13 protein-coding genes and 1 pseudogene are annotated in these 18172 nt (G+C 36.6%); all 14 read right to left on the bottom strand.

Translation table 11 applies throughout. The features are described 5' to 3' along the window. Positions 1-517: 517 nt before the first annotated feature. Complete coding sequence (locus I2H52_RS02920; RefSeq protein ID WP_049495788.1) at positions 518-2605, bottom strand: heavy metal translocating P-type ATPase; 2088 nt, start codon at positions 2603-2605, stop codon at positions 518-520. Next, a complete protein-coding gene (locus I2H52_RS02915; RefSeq protein ID WP_195594122.1) occupies positions 2574-2951 on the bottom strand; it encodes an ArsR/SmtB family transcription factor in 378 nt (125 codons plus the stop codon). The genes I2H52_RS02920 and I2H52_RS02915 overlap by 32 nt, the downstream gene beginning before the upstream one ends. 14 nt (positions 2952-2965) lie before the next feature. After that, positions 2966-3781 (bottom strand): annotated as a pseudogene (locus I2H52_RS09695) (ZIP family metal transporter). A gap of 590 nt (positions 3782-4371) precedes the next feature. Continuing rightward, positions 4372-4971 carry a hypothetical protein gene (locus I2H52_RS02895; protein ID WP_195594119.1) on the bottom strand — a complete coding sequence of 200 codons (600 nt, stop codon included), beginning with the start codon at positions 4969-4971 and terminating at the stop codon, positions 4372-4374. 96 nt (positions 4972-5067) lie between these two features. Beyond that, on the bottom strand, positions 5068-6390 hold the full coding sequence (locus tag I2H52_RS02890) for a recombinase family protein (protein WP_418896153.1): 1323 nt from the start codon (positions 6388-6390) through the stop codon (positions 5068-5070). Then, on the bottom strand, positions 6317-7558 hold the full coding sequence (locus I2H52_RS02885; protein WP_195594115.1) for a recombinase family protein: 1242 nt from the start codon (positions 7556-7558) through the stop codon (positions 6317-6319). The genes I2H52_RS02890 and I2H52_RS02885 overlap by 74 nt, the downstream gene beginning before the upstream one ends. A gap of 347 nt (positions 7559-7905) precedes the next feature. Further along, entirely contained in the window at positions 7906-8013 is a 108-nt protein-coding gene (locus I2H52_RS02880; RefSeq protein ID WP_080980497.1) for a putative holin-like toxin, read from the bottom strand. A gap of 174 nt (positions 8014-8187) precedes the next feature. Further along, a complete protein-coding gene (locus tag I2H52_RS02875; protein ID WP_195594112.1) occupies positions 8188-9132 on the bottom strand; it encodes an N-acetylmuramoyl-L-alanine amidase family protein in 945 nt (314 codons plus the stop codon). Further along, positions 9122-9550 carry a phage holin family protein gene (locus tag I2H52_RS02870; RefSeq protein ID WP_049501424.1) on the bottom strand — a complete coding sequence of 143 codons (429 nt, stop codon included), beginning with the start codon at positions 9548-9550 and terminating at the stop codon, positions 9122-9124. Before I2H52_RS02870 ends, I2H52_RS02875 begins: the two co-directional genes overlap by 11 nt. Positions 9551-9562: 12 nt before the next feature. Next, positions 9563-9814, bottom strand: coding sequence for a hypothetical protein (locus I2H52_RS02865; RefSeq protein WP_195594109.1), 252 nt, complete (start codon positions 9812-9814; stop codon positions 9563-9565). After that, complete coding sequence (locus I2H52_RS02860) at positions 9814-10020, bottom strand: hypothetical protein (protein WP_049520298.1); 207 nt, start codon at positions 10018-10020, stop codon at positions 9814-9816. Before I2H52_RS02860 ends, I2H52_RS02865 begins: the two co-directional genes overlap by 1 nt. After that, a complete protein-coding gene (locus I2H52_RS09690) occupies positions 9986-14320 on the bottom strand; it encodes a phage tail spike protein (protein ID WP_229104480.1) in 4335 nt (1444 codons plus the stop codon). The genes I2H52_RS02860 and I2H52_RS09690 overlap by 35 nt, the downstream gene beginning before the upstream one ends. Further along, positions 14321-15043: a phage tail protein gene (locus tag I2H52_RS02845; RefSeq protein WP_102210774.1), complete on the bottom strand. Its 723-nt coding sequence runs from the start codon at positions 15041-15043 to the stop codon at positions 14321-14323. Beyond that, positions 15040-18093, bottom strand: coding sequence for a phage tail tape measure protein (locus I2H52_RS02840; protein WP_195594107.1), 3054 nt, complete (start codon positions 18091-18093; stop codon positions 15040-15042). Before I2H52_RS02840 ends, I2H52_RS02845 begins: the two co-directional genes overlap by 4 nt. Between the last annotated feature and the right edge of the window lie 79 nt (positions 18094-18172).

The following is an 18172-nucleotide window of genomic DNA, read 5'->3' as shown; positions in this document are numbered from 1 at the left end:
ATTAGCTACATTTCACTAACAAACTGACACATTCAACATGATACGTCTGTGGGACTCAAAAGGTTCAGGGAACCTTTTGAGGATTAACTACGTTTCTCTAAATAACTCACACACTCGACGTGTGGAGTTAGTCAACATCTATATTATATAACGAAAGTGATAGAGTTGTTGTTTAAAATTAAACTTTAGAATGAAAATATTTAAAAAAAGTAGATCACTTTTAGAAGTGTCCTACTTGTATTATTTTTATTTAAAAAGGGATAAATCCTTAACAAAAGGGGTGTACTCCCGCGCCTTCGGGAAGGAAAAAAAGAAATGGCGCAAAATCAAGGTTTTATTTTTGAAATTTACCAGAAAATACCCTTAATGAAAGTAACGTAGTTCTTGTTGATGGTCATAGTGTGTTCTATTGATGCACGTTCAACGGTTACTAGATTTAGGTTAAAATCGTTAAAGCCCATATCATAGTTTAAAAAAGCGATTATACAAAAACTTGTATATCGCTCTGTTTGTTCACTTACTTTGACAAAGTGGAGGTATCTATCCTCAAGGTCCTCAATGCATTCCATACTGCCAGTAGCGTTACACCAACATCTGCAAAGATTGCCTCCCACATATTAGAAATTCCCAATCCACTTAGAACCAAGAAAATTAGTTTAACTACAATAGCCAAGGTCATGTTTTGCCGAGCTATTCTGACTGTCTTTTTAGCCAGTCGAATGACTTGAGGAAGTTTTCCAAGGTCATCATCCATCAGTACAACATCTGCTGATTCAATGGCTGCGTCCGAACCTAGCCCTCCCATAGCAATACCAACATCTGCCCTAGCAAGAACCGGTGCATCATTCACTCCATCTCCAACAAAGGCAACAGCCTGCTGAGACTGAGTCAGAATTTCCTCAAATGTACTCACCTTATCCTGAGGCAAGCAATCTCCAAATGCATCATTGAAGGCAAATTGCTGTGCAAATTCATCAACCACTGCCTGACGATCACCTGAAAGGAGAACCGTTTTTTTAATTCCGACCGCCTGTAAATCCTTCAAGGCCTCGATGCTCGTCTCCTTCACTTGGTCTGTGATAAGGAAATAGCCTAAAAAGTGACTGTCCTCTGCCAAATAGAGAACTGTTCCTGTGCTGTCAATAGCTGGATAAGCAATCCCTTGAACTTCCATTAATCTAGCATTCCCAAGATAGAGCTGTCTGCCATCTATCCTACCGGACATGCCCTGCCCTGGTAGCTCGGTAATCTGACTCACCCTATTCTCGTCCACTTCCTGTCCATAGGCTGTTCGAATCGAGTTTGCGATTGGATGATTGGAATAGCTTTCCAAATGGGCAGCGAGGTACAGAATATTATCCTCGATACCTTCTGCGTTGACAACGGTATCTACCGCAAAGATACCTTTTGTAATTGTCCCCGTCTTATCAAATACGACCGTATCCAACTTGGCAAGAGCCTCTAAATAATTCCCACCTTTCACTAAGACACCTAATTTAGATGCTCCCCCTAGCCCGCCAAAGAAACTCATTGGTACCGAAACCGCAAGAGCACAAGGGCAAGAAATGACTAAAAAGGTAAGTGCCCGATAAAGCCAAGTCGACCACTCCCCTAAACCAAGCAAGGGAGGCAGGCTTGCAAGCAGAAAAGCGATTCCGACAACCACTGGTGTATACACACGCGAAAAACGTGTGATCATCCGTTCCGTCTCCGCTTTTTTATTGCTTGCATTTTCAACTAATTCCAAAATTTTGTTGACCGTTGATTGCGAAAAAGTCTTTCTCACTTCAATTACCAATGGACTAGTCAAATTGATCACACCACTTGTAATGTCCTCACCAACGCCAATTTCCCTAGGCAGTGATTCTCCTGTCAAGGCTGACGTATCCAGAATAGAACGACCTTTTCTGACCAGACCATCTAGGGGCACCTTCTCCCCAGGCTTAACTAAAATATGGTCCGCAACCCTTACTGTTTCAGGGTCTACTTGAACGGCTTCTCCCCCCTCTAGTCTCCAAGCCTTATCCGACCGAATATCCATCAATTGTGCAATGGACTGACGAGATTGAGAGGTGGCCTTGTCTTGGAAATACTCCCCAATCTGATAAAAAAGCATGACGGCTACTGCCTCTGGAAATTCTCCCAAGAGAAAGGCTCCTAAGGTCGCGATACTCATCAAAAAGTTTTCATCAAAAATATTGCCACGTTGAATATTTTGAACCATCTTGATAAGAACCTTATGACCGATAATGATATATAGGGTCAGATAATAGACCAGACGAATCCAGAAATACTCCTCTGGCAGGAAAAAGCCGAAGGCAAATAGAATCGTAACAGCAAGTAGCAGCTCTTTCGCCCAATCTCGTTTTTCTGGAAGTGCCTCTTCCTTTTTATCACTGATCACTTCGATTCCAGGTTCAATAGCATCTACTAAGTCAATAATTTCCTTATCTATCCCATCTTCGCTTTTTGTTTCCAAAGTCAGCTTTTGAGCTATCAGATTGACAGTGGCAGATTCTACCTGCTCCAATTGATTGACAGCACGTTCAATCTTAGCAGCACAATTGCCACAGTCAATTCCCCGAAGTACATACTCTTTCTTCATGTTTTTCCTTCTTCAAATGCTTCAGTGTCAAAGACAAGACTGATGCGACATGATTATCCGCAAGTTCATAATAGGTCATCTTTCCTTTTTTCTCCCCCTTGACCAATTGGCAGTCCCGCAGATAGTGTAGTTGGTGAGAAATAGCAGACTTGGTCATCTGTAACGCAATCGCTAAGTCTCCGACACAAATTGGATTTTGCCGTACTGCTTGTAAAATCCGCAAACGAGTTGGATCAGAAATCGCCTTAAAAAAATTGGACATATTTAGCAATGTATCGGTATCAAACTCCGTCTCATGGACCCCTTGAATTAAATCTGGATTACAAGCTGTTAAACACTGTGACATATTTTGTATTCCTCCTATCCTAAAGTTGTATCAAGTAACATCATAATTAGAAATCCGTCCATAAATTCACCTGTTGCAATATCGGTATTCTTGTGTTCTTGAGCACCTGGCACAAGTTTTTCCACTACAACATAAATCATGGCTCCTGCCGCAAATGAGAGAGCATAAGGTAGTAGCTGGGGCATAGACATAACAGCATAGGCCCCTAAAACAACTGCAATCGGCTCAACAATCGCTGACATGGCGCCATAGTAGAAAGCTGATTTCCTACTTCGCCCTTCTGCCCGTAGCGGCAAGGACAAGGCAGAGCCTTCTGGAATATTTTGGATACCAATTCACAAGGCTAATCCAAGGGCACTCATCCACGTAAAGGAAAGTCCAGTTGTGGCATTTGCCACACCAACTGCTAAGCCCTCTGGTATATTATGAATCACTACCGCCAGATAAAGCAGCATGGTCTTTGATAAGGGTCTTTGGGGATTCAAAATCCCTTCCTTATCACTCATCTGTTGATTCAAATGCAGGTGGGGAACCAAATAATCAATAAAGCGGATAATTAAGCCCCCGACAATAAAAACCAACAGCCGTCGGCAACCAGTAAAATCTGTTTGCAGCCATTGACTGGCTATAGCCAAATGAAAGGACAAGCAAAGACCAGACTGCAGCTGCCGTCATAATACCCGCTGCCAAGCCCATCATCATATCCATGAATTTTTGATGAATGGTTTTGACAAAAAAGACCAAACTAGCACCGATAATGGTACAAAACAGGTGAATAAGCCAGCTAATAAAGCTTGCATTACTGGTGATAGAGATGAAAAAAATGACATCTTATACCTCAATAATCGATAATAGTTGAGCAACTGTTCAACTATTACCATTATAGTTGAACAGTTGCTCAATTGTCAAGGAAGAAAGTAAAAAAGCTATGAGAAATCCCCATAGCTAGGTGGGTATGTTTATTCCCATTACCTCCTAGTCTATGGAAACAAACACATACCTATAGGGTATTCTACTCACTCTGATACCTATCCTACCATATAAGAAAAATAGTTCCACAAACCATCATAGTGATATCTGAAAATAAAAAAGGGGGGCCAAAACTATTCCCACAGACACCTCACATGCAGGAACATTTTGAACCTCCACTGAGTATGTGGAAATAAATTTCAGACATTACTGCTATCAATAATACTATCTCAACTCAGACTGTTAGATTTATACTTCACTCAAAATTCAAAAAAGGTTTAATATCAAGCCTTTTGTAAACCCTGAAACGGTAGACTATATCTTTTTCTCTCCAGTAGTCCCAAAACCTCAACATGTTCTTATATCTAACTTTTCCTTCTATAAATTGACTCAAGTTAAATTTCGTGTATTAGAGAAATTGAAATATTCTCTTTCTAATCTATAACTATACCTATTCCGTTCGAGTTTCAGCTAAATATATTCCCCATTCAGCTAATTCTTCAGGCAAATCATAAACAGTTTTTTCATTACTTTCATAGATTTCAGAGATTCCTGGCGAGGTCTTAGAAAAAGTTTTCCAAGCAGTCACTAGTTCTTCTACAAATTGAATATTATGAGGTTCAAAAAAGTCATTAAATTTCGATAGTTCTTCACTATAAATTGTCACAACATTATAGCTATCAAGCATAATCTCATCATGACTTTTATGCCCACCAAATCCAAACTTACTTAATCCATCATTAATAAGCAAATCACCGTATCTAATCAACAGTACTAGGCATTCCTCTCTTGAACAACCATCAATATAATAAACATCCTTATGGGATTCCTTGATAATATTCTTTGCTATCACTTTTTCTCTATCAATACTAACAGGCAATTCCAAAATAAAAAACAAGGGCTCGTCATGAATCGCAATAAAGTGTTGAAAAACCTCTAATATTTTTTCTGCGTGTACATTCGCCATCAAATGATGTTCAGTTAACTTTGTAAATGCTTCAAACAGGTTTTCTACCAAGCTAACTTGGTGACCTTTTACTAAATTCAACATTATGTGTCCTCCAGAGAATCTAAACAATATCCACATTTATAATCTCATTATACCATTAACCCCCTAAAAAGACTGCAACTTCCCAGTCACAGTCTCTTATAATTCTACCTCAGTTCCTTCAAGGAAAGTTACTACAATATGTCCAGCTTCTGAAATACTGATGCGGTCGAGAACTTGATTCATGATAACTCCATCAAATTTATCTAAATCTAGTATCTGATACATCTGCTTGGAATAGTGCTTATAGAGAAGATTTGTTCCTTGCTCAAGCTTTTGCCACTTAGCTACAACATCAGATCTATGTTTTTGTAGCTGTCCAACTGCTTTCATAAAGGCTTTTTCAAGCATTTCCTCATCAATATGATTGTTTAAACATCCAATCTGGCCTTTAATCCTATATCGATTATTACACTGCCATACCTTACGTTTACCTCGACTTGTAGTCCAATTTTTTCTACCAAATGCTGAACCACATTCGGCACAAAATACTTTTGTTGTAAAGGGATTGTTTTCTTTCTGCATGATATAAAATTGGAGCTTATGCTGTTCTCTAAATTTCTTTCTTCTTGCTATTTCTAACTGAACAATCTCCCACTTCTCTCTATCTAAGATTGGTTCATGATTGTTCTCGATATAGTATTGATTAACTTGTCCATCATTATCAATTCTTTTCTTCGTCAGGAAATCAACTGTATAGGTTTTCTGAAGCAAAGCATCACCCTTGTATTTTTCATTTTGAAGCATTTTCCATATAGCACTTGGACACCACTTTGCTTTACCTGTGCAACCTGGTATTTCCTGTTCTCTTAACTCTTTGGAAATAAATTCTGGACTGTATCCTTCTAGAAATCTATCAAATATATACCTTACGATATTAGCTTGTTCATGGTTTATAATGAGATTTCCTTTTTCATCTTTGTCATATCCCATAAAGTTTGTAGTGTTTACCTGAACTACACCACGCTCAAATTTCTTACGAATTCCCCAAGTTGAGTTTTCTGAAATGGATCTCGATTCATCCTGTGCGAGTGACGATAGAATAGTAAGTAGTACTTCTCCTTTTGAATCTAGACTATCAATATTCTCTTTTTCAAACGTTACTCCAATGCCTAGTTCTTTCAGTTCTCTTACATATTTGATGCAGTCCAATGTATTTCTGGCAAATCTACTAATAGATTTAACTAAAATTCTATCCACCTTACCGCCTCTACAATCTTGTATTAGTCGGTTAAAAGCATCACGTTTTTTTGTATTAGTTGCGGAGATTCCTTCATCCGCATAGATGTCTACTAACACATAATCTTCATGTTTTAAGATGTATTCACGGTAATAATTAACCTGATTCTCATAGCTTGATAGCTGTTCGTCTTGGTCTGTAGACACTCGACAATAAGCGGCTACTCTGATTTTTTTCTGAATTTGAGATATGACTGTTTGATGTACCTTTTTGGCCGGTATAACTGTAATGTTTTTCTCCATCTTCAATCCTTTCTAACACAATTACTGGTGAACTTAGTTTCCAATCTTCAATATCCCTTTCAGGGACTCTCATACCTTTACAGGAATTTTTTCCTTCTTTGATATATTTGGAACAACACCAAACAATCTTTTTCTTATAAGATACCTGTCTTTTTAATGTTGAACCACAATATTGGCATTTTAACATTCTGGAAAATTTATAGGTTTTATTTGTACCTTGAATTCGAGAACGGCTTTTCATTTTTACCTGAACCCTCTCCCATATTTCCTTGGATACAATTCCTTCATGATTATCTTCGATATAGTATTGTTCAACCTGTCCTTGATTTAATTTCTTTGGACCGTTTACACCGTCATGAAAGTATTTTTGAAGTAGTAAAGAGCCTTTGTATTTTTCGTTTTTTAAAATATTACGAATTGTGCTGTCATACCATTTCTTTCCTGTTACAGTTGGAATCTTGCCCTCATTAAGTTTTTTAGCAATCCTATGTGTACCCATTCCTTCTAAATAACTATAAAAGATGGTTCTTACTATTTGCGCTTCTGCTTTGTTTATAACAAGTTCACCTTTTTCGTTTAAATCATACCCTAAAAACCGTTTAGCATTAATGAGTAATTCTCCCTTCTGGAACTTTCTACGAAAACTCCATCGTTGGTTTCCGCTCATGCTTTGTAACTCTTCCTCAGCCAAACTTGCTAACACAGTCAAGACAACCTCACCTTCATTTGATAAAGTGTGGATATTCTGCTCTTCAAAAAAGATATCAATACCAAGAGTTTTTAATTCTCGACTTATTTCAAGAACATTGATGAGATCTCTTGCAAACCTTGATATTGACTTAGTATGGATAACATCAATTTGTCCTTTTCTACAAGCATCTAACATAGTTTGAAAATCAGGTCTATCATACTTTGAACCTGAAATTCCTTTGTCACAAAAAACACCCAAAAAATCAACATCTTCACGTTCAGCATATAACTTTTCAAAATAGACTTTTTGGTTCTCTAGCGAATCAAGTTGACTTCCGTTGGTTGTAGAAACTCGAACATATGCACAAATTCTCTTTTTTCTTTTGTTATTCTTTGCTTCAATTGTTCTTATATTCATTTTTCCTCCTACAAGAAGTTTTTATACACTATATATCCCTCTAAACGATATATTAGTCAAGTAATCAGCAACCCTGTTCTTTAATAAAATGTCTTTATATCCCTCTTACCTTAATAGGTAATTTCAAGATAGTTTTTTCCGGTTTTAAGAAAAAATCAAAAAGAAAAAGCCTGATGTATTTCACCAGGCTTAGATTTTTTATTTGAAATTTAATCGCAATATGTTATAATAAACGTAGAAAAAGAGCTGAGCGCCAACTCAGCTCCATGTAGAACCGTTAAAAAGACGGTGACTCTCTATTATCAGACTATAACTCGTCCAACAACTCGGTCAAAAGTGGGGACGGGTTATTTCTTTTTGTCATCGTCCTTGAAGATTTTATAGCACAAACCAATCAAAGCAATGGTAAAAGTACCAAAGCCAAAGATGGTCTGAACGACTTCAAATGAGCTCAAACACGCTCCTCCTTTCCGTCAGATTTTGATGAATTACCCATAGGCATCACCTCTCTTTCGGTACAAGGAGCCACCGTCTTCACTTTTCTACAATAGATATTATACCACATGAGCCACCAACTTCGGTGGTTTATTTTTTTAAAGATCTATTTTAATAGTAGCATTTGCAAACTCTTAATTAGTAGTAATCATACCATCAGGTTCAATCGTAAATTCTGGTTTTACTGATAGCGAACCATCGGCCTTGAGATAATACCAGCCATTTCCTGATTTAATAAATTGCTTAGATTTCATATCTCCATCTTTTTCATCTAAGTAATACCAAGTTTCACGATATTTTACCCAACCTTTAGCCATTCGACCATCCGACTTAAAGTAATACCACCTATGATCGATATGCATCCAACCAGTAACCATGGCACCGCGCTTATCAAAATAAAACCAATCTTTACCATCATTGAACCATTTATTGATGAAACAGTAGCCTCTATTATCAAAGTAGAACCATTCTCCTTTGATATTTTTCCATTGAGATTTTGGATAAGAGCCATCTGATTCTTCCCACCACCAGCCAACTTCGTTTCGTTTCCAGTTTCCTTCAGTTAGACCAGATTCAATATCTTTCTTAAACTGTTCTCTACTAATGCCCCATTTTGCAAGGTATGGATAGGGATCTACATGGTCACTTCCATTATTTGGTTGGTTGTATGTACAAAATTGATGAGTTTTAATCCCAGCAAGACTACTAGAATCTAGAGTTTTAGGGATTCCAGCCTCGTCAGCTAACTCACGTAATAGCTTGACATAAAGTCGATAATCTCTCATGAATTCTTCTTTAGATTCATGACTTTCTATCAGTTCAACTTGAGCGTAACCTTCAACATTCCATCCGCCACCAACATCATAGGCACCTCGGTCGACTAACCATGTTTGCATGATACGACCATTCCCTACCACATGAGAGAAGAATCCTGACTCAACTGGACGACGCATATGGTAATCCGCTTCATTTTGTGCCGTAGAGTTAGGATTTCCTGTTGAGTGAGCATGAATCTGTCGATAGGGTTGTTCCCCAATTTGAGGAAGATTTGTTCGTAATCTACTTTTATCAATTTCCATGATTATCCTCCTTATCATCGTTAGACTTTTCTTCAGTTAGATGTTCAAAAGCTTTTAAAATTGGTTTAAAAAGCAAAATATTCCCTTTTACTTTTTGATAGTTCTCAATTAGTGATTGGAAAGTAAAAACTAGGTATCCGATATAAATCGAATACAGAAACATAAATCCAGTTTTTTCAGGCAACAAAACAGACATCGGAATCAATAACAGTAACATAAAAATCCCTAAGACTTTACGAATTAATCCATTGATTCCAATTCTACTCTTATACTCAACATCAGGATTTACAATGGCAGCAAATGTGCCTGATGCAAAGTCTACAATTTCCATGATGACAATTAACGCTAACGCATACAAAATAAGCCCATCTTCTGTTTCGATGAGCTTTCTTAAAAAATTAAACAATTCAATATCCATTTTTAATACTCCCTATAGTTCTTTTTTATTTGACTCAATTTCAGCTAAAACAGCATCTTCTAATTCATATCGTTTATCACGGAACAATTTTTCTTGGTTTCTCATTTCGAGACGATGCTCCGCATAGAGCTCTGAATGATAGAGAAACTCAGATACTGTAGAAACACCATGTTCATCGACATCAACAGTATACTGCTTAACTATTTCATCCCCAATCTTCAAATTTCCAACCAAACGTGTTGTTTTAGTAATTTCTAATGCCATTAACTTTCTCCTTTCTCTCTTTTAGTTTTTACTTCCTCAAATAAATCCTTGAGGTCTGAGTCATAATCTAATACATCTTTCATCAACTGTAGTTCACTCGCAGCAACTAAGTAAAGTGCCTCGCTCTGAGATGCTTGACTTTCAGCTTGCGCCAACTTTTTAGTCAATGAGTCAACTGCTAATTGATGGATTAAATCTGTGTTCATCTTCTAACATCTCCAATCGTTTATTTAATTTTCGAATATCAAGTATTAACTCTTGAATCCCTTTTAAAGCGATATTCGTTAATCTTGTATTATCAAGATTCAGAAAACCACCATTTTCATACACCAGTGACGAATCAATTTGTTGAACATCTTGAGCGATGAGTCCAATTTTGGTATGAGCCTTTTGAATCCGATTCCCTATTTTCTTCCAGTCATACTCTTTAAATTGGAATCTTTTGATAAAATCAAGTGCTTTATAATTAGATAAGCCTATATTCTCTTTCAAGTTTTTATCAGAAAAATGTTGGTTAACAATTTGCCATAAGCTATAAGCATTTCCGTTATATGAGTAGTAAATATCATTTCCTGATCCACCAAAGTCTAGAGATACATTATTAGAATTCCAATAACTAATAGTTCCTGTAGTTGAGCCATTAATGCTGCTTTTACCGTACTTCAACCAGCCAATTCCTTTTGCCTTAATGTATCCTTCGACCGTCAATAGAAAATCATCACTATCACTTGCAGTGTTTCCAGTAGTAAAATCTGAATCTTTGTAAATAAATAAGCCGTAAGGAACATTGTCCCCTCGGCCATAAGAACCTATAAATTGTACACCTAAACCATCTTTAGAATTAAACTGACGAGGAACATTAATCTGTAACCCACCGTTAATAGTGTCAAATGAACCATAAGCACCTAACTTAATTTTTGTTTCTCCAGTTAATAATCCTCCAGAAATTGTGGTTCCGGTTATTGTCCCACCTTGGATTCTATCACCACTTAGTAAGCCTGACTTTATTTGACTAGCATCGATTCTAACACTTTGTACACTATTGATAAAAGCATTCTTTGCAAACAACTGTCGTAAATAAGCTTCATTTGCAACTAACTTATTAAAAAACGCTTGATCCACGACAATTTTATCTGCAGTTACTGAATTTGACGCTAATACCATAGTAGTTACTGACCCAGATTCAAAGTTTGATGTCTTTAATTTATCAATCATTCCTGATTTAATGACTGCTCTATCAATTAAAGTATCCCCAGTGATATGAGTTGCCTTACCAATGATTCTATTGATTCCATTCGCGCCTAGATTAATACCTGAAATTAAAGAGCCTGCATTAGTTAAATTTTGAATCGAATAGGAACCTTGATGTTGCTGAACAAGACTTTCTGTTGCAATTTGTTGAAAGGATGTACTATCTACAAAGTTTTTAGGTGGCTGACTACCTCGAACAATTGAAATTTGGCCAACTGCCACAGTGCCGTTCTTTTCTACCCAAATATGAAGCCCAAAATCATCTGTTTTTGTCACGGTTTTATTTATCGTAAAAGTTCCTGTAAAAATTTGAGCTGCGCCTGTTCTAGTCGGACTGATAGTGAAACCTCCTATTGAGTTACCTGATTTGATTTCAAAACCAACTTTTCCATCAGGTAGTACATCTATCCATAAATTGACCCTATAAGAAAGTTTCTCACCAGCAACAAATTTTTGACTATGAAGAGGCATTTGGAAACCACGCCAACCATTTGTTGTCCTACCACTTTGAGCAATTCTTAGTAGCTTATATTCATTAGTTCCAGTCATAACTAAATTCGAATTCGGTTCACGTTCTCTATATTTACTAAAATTTGTTGGATCGTATACTAAGTTTTGGGTATCAATTAAATCACTGACTCTTGTAATCAGTCCTTCGGATGTTTGTACAACCTGACTAATTGTTTTGCCTTGTTCACTAATAGTTCTTGTATGACTAGTTAGAGTATCTTTTACTTCGTTAAAGGCCGTTACAGTTGTTAAATCTTCGATAGGCTTTGTCCAATAATTTGGAAAAATATCTCCAGTAGTAATCATTAATGCTCTCCAATGAAACTTACCTGAACTTGCTCCATCAATACGAAATTGTAATTCAAAGTTTTTAAAATTATTGAACATCTCTTCTGTTACGATCCGAGAAATTTTAATAAGATGGTAGTTTGTACCAGTTTTTAAAACGCTAGACCAAGAGGTATGAAAGGGATTGGAATGAACACTCCATACAGCGCTATTATCTGATTTTTTATAGCCTGGACCTTGTAAAATAATTCTAGGAGTAACAGTTGAATCTAAAACAACATTATCGACAGAAATATAAACAAATAGATTGATTTTTGTCCCTGCATAAATGCCAGTCGAATCACCATAAGGAACTTTACCTATTGTTTGAATCCAATTGAGTTTCGAGTTTATTTCTTTGTATGAAGTCCAACTATCACTCGAACCAGATGCTAAGTTTCGATGAGAAACACTAGTTGGTATTAATGATTTAGTTTCACTAATAGTCCGACTAAAACTATTGGATGTTTCTCTAACTAAATTTTGCACGCTAGAGTTCGTCACATAACCTCTATCTAAAATATTTTTATCAACATCCGATTTAGTTTGAAATCCTTTTAAATTGATAATGGATTCTACCTGACTACTGGTCAATCGTTTGGCTATTTCACCTGCTTGGATTTTAATTGTTGTTTCAGTAGTAGCAAGTCGATTTGTCGTTTGATTAAAATCTGTTTGTGATACTTTAGTCTTTATAGCATCGGCAGCAACTTGTAAATCAGCTTTAGTTTTAGATATTGCTAATGCGTTCTCTGATATTCTTTGGAGTGCTTCGTTAGCTGTTTGTTTAATATTTTCTACATAGGTCTTTTCAGCTTTTAGATTTATTTTATCCTTGGCTTGTGATATTTCCGTTCGTTGTTGCTCTACGGTATTTTTGATAGCATCAAAGTCTGTCTTTGAAACCTTGTTAGTAATAACACCCGTAAGCTTATCAATTGAAGATTCTACCGTTGTAATTTGATTCAATAAGCTATTCTTGCTGAGTTCAACTAAACGGTTTGCTTCAGCAATAGCTTCTTTTTTATAATTTAAGGTATCTGTTAGTACTGTATTAGTAGTTTCTTTAACTTCTTTACTGACCTCTAAGGCATGATTAGCTAAATCTCTACTACTATTTGCTTTAGCCAATACATCGTTGTATCTATTTTCATTAAGTAATTCATTAGATAGAACTTTAGAATCAACATCAGCAATCTTTCCTTCAATCTCTTGACGAATACCATCTGCGTAAACTTCTGCACTAGCTTTGACTTTTTCAATATCATCTAGAATTGATTCTTTTTGTTTAGTGAATTCGGCATCAAATGCTGTGTTCGCATTTCTCAAAGCTTTTTCAATTGCGACTTCTTGTAATGTGAAACCAGAGTCTAAAATTTCATTTGCGACAGTTGAAATTGCACTATTTGAAGTTGAAGCACCTACCATTGGTTTATCATCAAAAGTAATCGAGATATATTCTTGTGTCAGTGCATCAAATTCATAAGCAACTGCCTTTTTGGGAATATCGATCCCATGTTTCAAACTCTTGATATTTACGGTATCCCCTAAATGTACAACCTGCCCATCGAGTTCATAGGCTTCAATCGTAATAGCATCCGATAACTTATCAATTCCTTCATTCTTAAACTTAGCCTCAGCCCACTTCCTTAATTCCTCAATGCTTTTAAGAGTATTATTTTCGTACTCTTTTTCATTGATATATGGATAGAAAGTGATTAGAGGACTATCGACAGTAATTTTAATTGTCTGGTCTTTATCTTTTCCATCTGGTTTAAATGTTGATTTTGCATGAATACGAGTAATGATTGATTGAGTTGATTTGGTTCTCTTGTAAGACTTTAGATTCTTATGTGTTGTTATGACAACACCCCTATTTTCACCTCTATTCTTCTTGATTGTCAGAGCCAAATTGTCACGAATCAACTCCCCTTCCCAAGTTCCTATGATAGAATGGGCACCATCCATTAAGACAGCATAGAGTGTCTTTACTTCATTTGTATTGAAAGTACGGCGATCTGTAACATCACTCGTAAATGAAAAATCACCAAGATTGGTCTTAGTATTTTGAACCATTTGGGATAAGGCCATACCACAAGTAAGATTAAGAACACTAATTGGTTCGATAGACCGTTGCATAATATCATCTGAAATATGGTAGGCGGTTATATCCAAACTATCATCGTTTTCAATTGGTTTTTTAATACGAAATAACTGGAATCCTAAGACAGGCACAGGAGCCTTGATAAGCATATCCTCTTTTATTTGTTTATAGATACCAGAATCGGTAATTGGATAGCGAATAGATAAGGTGAAATCACCGTTCAGGGTTTCTTTTACAATAGCAGAGCTGGTTTCATGAAGAGGTAATCCATTCCACTTTACAGTTCTAATATCTTTGTTCAACAAAAATAGCATTTAAGCCCACCCCCAATTTGTTTCAAAGCTTAAAGAAGTAATACCTCTACCAAGAACAACACCTACTTCTTTTTTAGCGCTTGGATCAATAGTGATAAAATCACCAGACCATTTGATGTACTTTTTGCTAACCGTTAGAAAACTTGGACTATTTGGTTCGTTTACCATCACAAGAGGTTCTGTAAGTTTTTCAATTTTAATAACCTGATCTCCAATCGTAAACTGAGTCTCAGTTGCCGAATTCCCCATTATCGTTATTTTGGGGAACGCTAGAGACGTCCCTTGAACTCTAAGTACACCGTTTGATGTCAAAGTTTGTCTATCCATTGATTTAAAAAACTTTGTAGGATGACAAATAAAGGTAGCTTTCGTCGCATACACACCATCTCTCTCTTGTTTTACCTCAGTACATTTTACTCGGTAACACCAAAGACGTGTGGTTTTCATCCGTTCACTCTCAAGCCAAAACTGCTCCTTGATAAATAGACCCATAAATTGATGAAGTTGTTCTTCTGAGGGCTTAACAATGTATATCGTATATGATTTTTCAATCAAATCTCTGTGCCGATTTGTTTGCGAAAGAGCGCCACTCATTCCTTTATGTTCTAATAAACTCGTCTTACTCTCCGCTAAGATAACAGAAGGCGATTCGTGGACAATCACCTTAAAAGGAAAACTAGAAGTTCCAATTCCGTCTATGACTAACTCGTTTCTTTTAATCATATAGTGGCTCCTCTCAATTGTTTTTGACGTGCTAATTCTTCTGCGATTCGACTTGCTACTTCATTTGCTATTTTTTCAATATCTGCCTGTTCTCGGATAATATTTCCAGTAATCGAAATGTTGATGTCTGGCATTCTTAAATCCATCGTTCTTGCAATACCTCTTCCGATTGACCCAAGAGTAGATTCATTTAAAGGGAGTACCGCTTCGTTTCCTGCTTCTCCTCCTACCATTAGGGAATTCCCTATTGTTCCGAAGGCAGTTGGTTTTGTTAAAATTCCCCCTTTTGCATACCACTCAATTCCGATTCTAGGAATTTGTCCCTTTAACCAATCCAGAGGGTTTGCAGATCCTGACACACTAAAATGAGGTAAAGGAATGTGTGGCCACTGAAATCTGAAATTAAAGAGATTTTTGATAGCAGTTATAGCAGTTGAAACTGCATTTTTGGCAGTGTTAATTGCATTTGAAATCGTATTTTTTACTCCATTCCAAACATTAGACACTGTACTTGAGATTCCATTTAGAATACCTGAAATAGTTGAACTGATACTATTCCAAATTGTACTGACAACGTTACTAATTGCTGATAAGAGATTACTAATTGTGTTCTTAATCCCATTCCAGGTGTTTGATATAAGTTGACTAATAGTACTTAGAACTAAGCTTACAATTGACTTGATGGATTCCCATACTGTTGAAATAACTGCCTTTATTGTTTCCCATGCACCAGACCAATCTCCTGTTATAACCTGCATGATTGCTTTAATAATGCCTAAGACAAGATTGATTGCCGTTTCAACTACTTGTTTGATGATTTCCCAAGCTGTGCTGATAATCAGTTTTATATTTTCCCATGCTGCCTGAATATAGGGTTCTAGAATTGACATAACGGTAGTTATGACTGTTGAGATTGCATTCCAAACTGTGGTTGCAGCTGCAAGAATTAACTCTTGATTCTCAGTCCACCATGAAGTTAGAGTCCCCCAAATGCTTAAAATAAAGTCTGATATTTCTTGAATGATAGTAGATATAAAAGAATATATAGCATTCCAAATATCCATTACTGCTGTTCTAAATCCCTCGTTATGTTCCCAAAGTTCTTTTATTCCAACAATTAACAAGGCAAGAACAGCTATAATTCCTAAGACTATAGCTATAATAGGCGCTACACTTGCTATTAAACCACCAATTGTGACACCCATTGCTAAGGCAGCTGCCTGAAGTGCTAAAAATACAGGGAGTAATAATCCTAATCCAGTAATGAGGCTACCTACAATAATGATAAATTGTTTTACTGGCGTTGATAAACTAGAGAACCACTCTGCAACTGAACGTAACAAATCAGCTAAAATCTCTAGTATCGGTGCAAAAGTGACAGCAATAGCATCCCCAACTTCAGCTAATGCTAACTTAGCTTCATTTTGAGAAGTTGTAAATTTATCAATTGGATCTAGTGTCGCTTCATAAGTTGAGCCGACTGTTCCTGATGCTTTCTTTGCTGTTTCAGCTAAGTCATCAAAAGATAAAGCACCACGATTAATAGCATCCACCATTCGTGGAGCACCCTTAGTTCCAAATATATCTGAAGCGAGGGTTAACTTTTCAGTTTCGCTAGTTGAATTTTTAATTTTTTCGATGGTTTCAGATAAACCTTGCTGTAAAGTCTTTCCTGATGCCGCATACTTCACCGATGCTTTTGATAAGGATGATAAAGAGGCTGATGAATCCACACCAGCCTTTTCAAATTTCCCCATTAAAGCCACACCCTCATCAAATGAAAGCCCTAATGCCTTAATTTGTGGTGCTCCAGAAACAACCTTATCCATCAGATCTTGAACTCCCACCCCAGTAGCTTGACTGGTAAAGGTGACAGTATCAAGAACACTAGACAAATCCGTTGCCTGTAAGCCGTATGCTTCTATAGCTTTCTTAGCTAAAATAGCTGATGAGGTAACATCACTCCCATTTATGGATGCGAATTGGATGAGATAACTTGAAGCTGATTTTAAACTATCACCGGTTAAACCAAATTGTGTGTTCAACTCTCCGACTGCACTACCAGCAGTATTAAAGTCTGTTGGAATTTCAGTAGCAAGGTTCTTTGCGATAGTTGTCATCTCTTCTAAAGCTTGGCCAGAAGCACCAGTTTTGGTAACAATGATATCCATCCCTTCATCAACTTCGTTAAAAGCTTCAAGCGACTGTTTCCCAAAATCAATCAATTTTTGTGATAATTCTGCTAAACGATCACTGAATTCCATTAGGATATCTGCCTTTAAGAGATGATTGATTTCTGATAGATTATCCTTCGCACTTGTTGAACTAGTGCCCATCTCTTCCATCTCATTTTGAAGATGATTATAGGCCGTTTTGGTATCATTTAGAGTCTGTTCCAGTTTATTGGCTTCAATCGAGTTTTCGCCATACTGAGATTTTGTTAGTTCTAGCTGTTTCTCTAAATTCTGAATCTGTTTTTCTAGTAAAGAGGAACTTTCATTTACTTTTCTTTGAGCTAAAGCTAGCTTTTCAGATTCACTAGCACTTGAAGAAAGTTCACTTTCTTGTAATTTAAATTGACTCGTTAATTTTTCACTCTCAGAAGCTAGACGAGCTTGTTCTTGTTTCAAGCTATCCCATTGACTTTTAGTAGTACCTATTCGATTTCCATTTTCCGATAAGGCTTGATTGACACCCTCTAGTTTGCTTTCATAACTTTTCAGTACTGTCTGAGTAGTTTCTACTTCCCTTTGAAAGGCTCGATATTGTTCCGCCCCGATATTACCTGACTTAAATTGAGCTTCAACTTGGGCTTGTGCCTGCCTTAAGGTAGTTAATTTTTCTTTAGTGGTTTCAACTTGTTTAGCAAGCACTTCTTGTTTTTGAGTAAGGAGTGTGACATTTCCTGTATCAAACTTAAGAGCCTTATCAATTTGTTTCAATTCTTTTGTTGATTCAGCTGCTTGTTTATTTACCCCTTTTAAGGCATTTTGCAAGGGGTGGGTGTCACCACCAATTTCTATTGTGATACCTTTTATATTTCCAGCCATGTTCACATCTCCTTTCTATTAAAAATTATCAAAATCACTTTGATTTGCTTTTCTTGTGTTGCTTGTTTCATTTGTCCGC

Source organism: Streptococcus oralis, from assembly GCF_015561235.1.
Lineage (GTDB): Bacteria > Bacillota > Bacilli > Lactobacillales > Streptococcaceae > Streptococcus > Streptococcus oralis_BK.
Note: the sequence above shows the minus strand (reverse complement) of the source record. Positions and strands in the feature narration are given on the sequence as shown.

What these genes read in the sequence shown, in the direction of transcription:
- I2H52_RS02920 (WP_049495788.1), bottom strand. Translation starts at nt 2,605, where the DNA reads ATGAAGAAAGAGTATGTACTTCGGGGAATTGACTGTGGCAATTGTGCT.
- I2H52_RS02915 (WP_195594122.1), bottom strand. Translation starts at nt 2,951, where the DNA reads ATGTCACAGTGTTTAACAGCTTGTAATCCAGATTTAATTCAAGGGGTC.
- I2H52_RS02895 (WP_195594119.1), bottom strand. Translation starts at nt 4,971, where the DNA reads ATGTTGAATTTAGTAAAAGGTCACCAAGTTAGCTTGGTAGAAAACCTG.
- I2H52_RS02885 (WP_195594115.1), bottom strand. Translation starts at nt 7,558, where the DNA reads ATGAATATAAGAACAATTGAAGCAAAGAATAACAAAAGAAAAAAGAGA.
- I2H52_RS02875 (WP_195594112.1), bottom strand. Translation starts at nt 9,132, where the DNA reads ATGGAAATTGATAAAAGTAGATTACGAACAAATCTTCCTCAAATTGGG.
- I2H52_RS02870 (WP_049501424.1), bottom strand. Translation starts at nt 9,550, where the DNA reads ATGGATATTGAATTGTTTAATTTTTTAAGAAAGCTCATCGAAACAGAA.
- I2H52_RS02865 (WP_195594109.1), bottom strand. Translation starts at nt 9,814, where the DNA reads ATGGCATTAGAAATTACTAAAACAACACGTTTGGTTGGAAATTTGAAG.
- I2H52_RS02860 (WP_049520298.1), bottom strand. Translation starts at nt 10,020, where the DNA reads ATGAACACAGATTTAATCCATCAATTAGCAGTTGACTCATTGACTAAA.
- I2H52_RS09690 (WP_229104480.1), bottom strand. Translation starts at nt 14,320, where the DNA reads ATGCTATTTTTGTTGAACAAAGATATTAGAACTGTAAAGTGGAATGGA.
- I2H52_RS02845 (WP_102210774.1), bottom strand. Translation starts at nt 15,043, where the DNA reads ATGATTAAAAGAAACGAGTTAGTCATAGACGGAATTGGAACTTCTAGT.
- I2H52_RS02840 (WP_195594107.1), bottom strand. Translation starts at nt 18,093, where the DNA reads ATGGCTGGAAATATAAAAGGTATCACAATAGAAATTGGTGGTGACACC.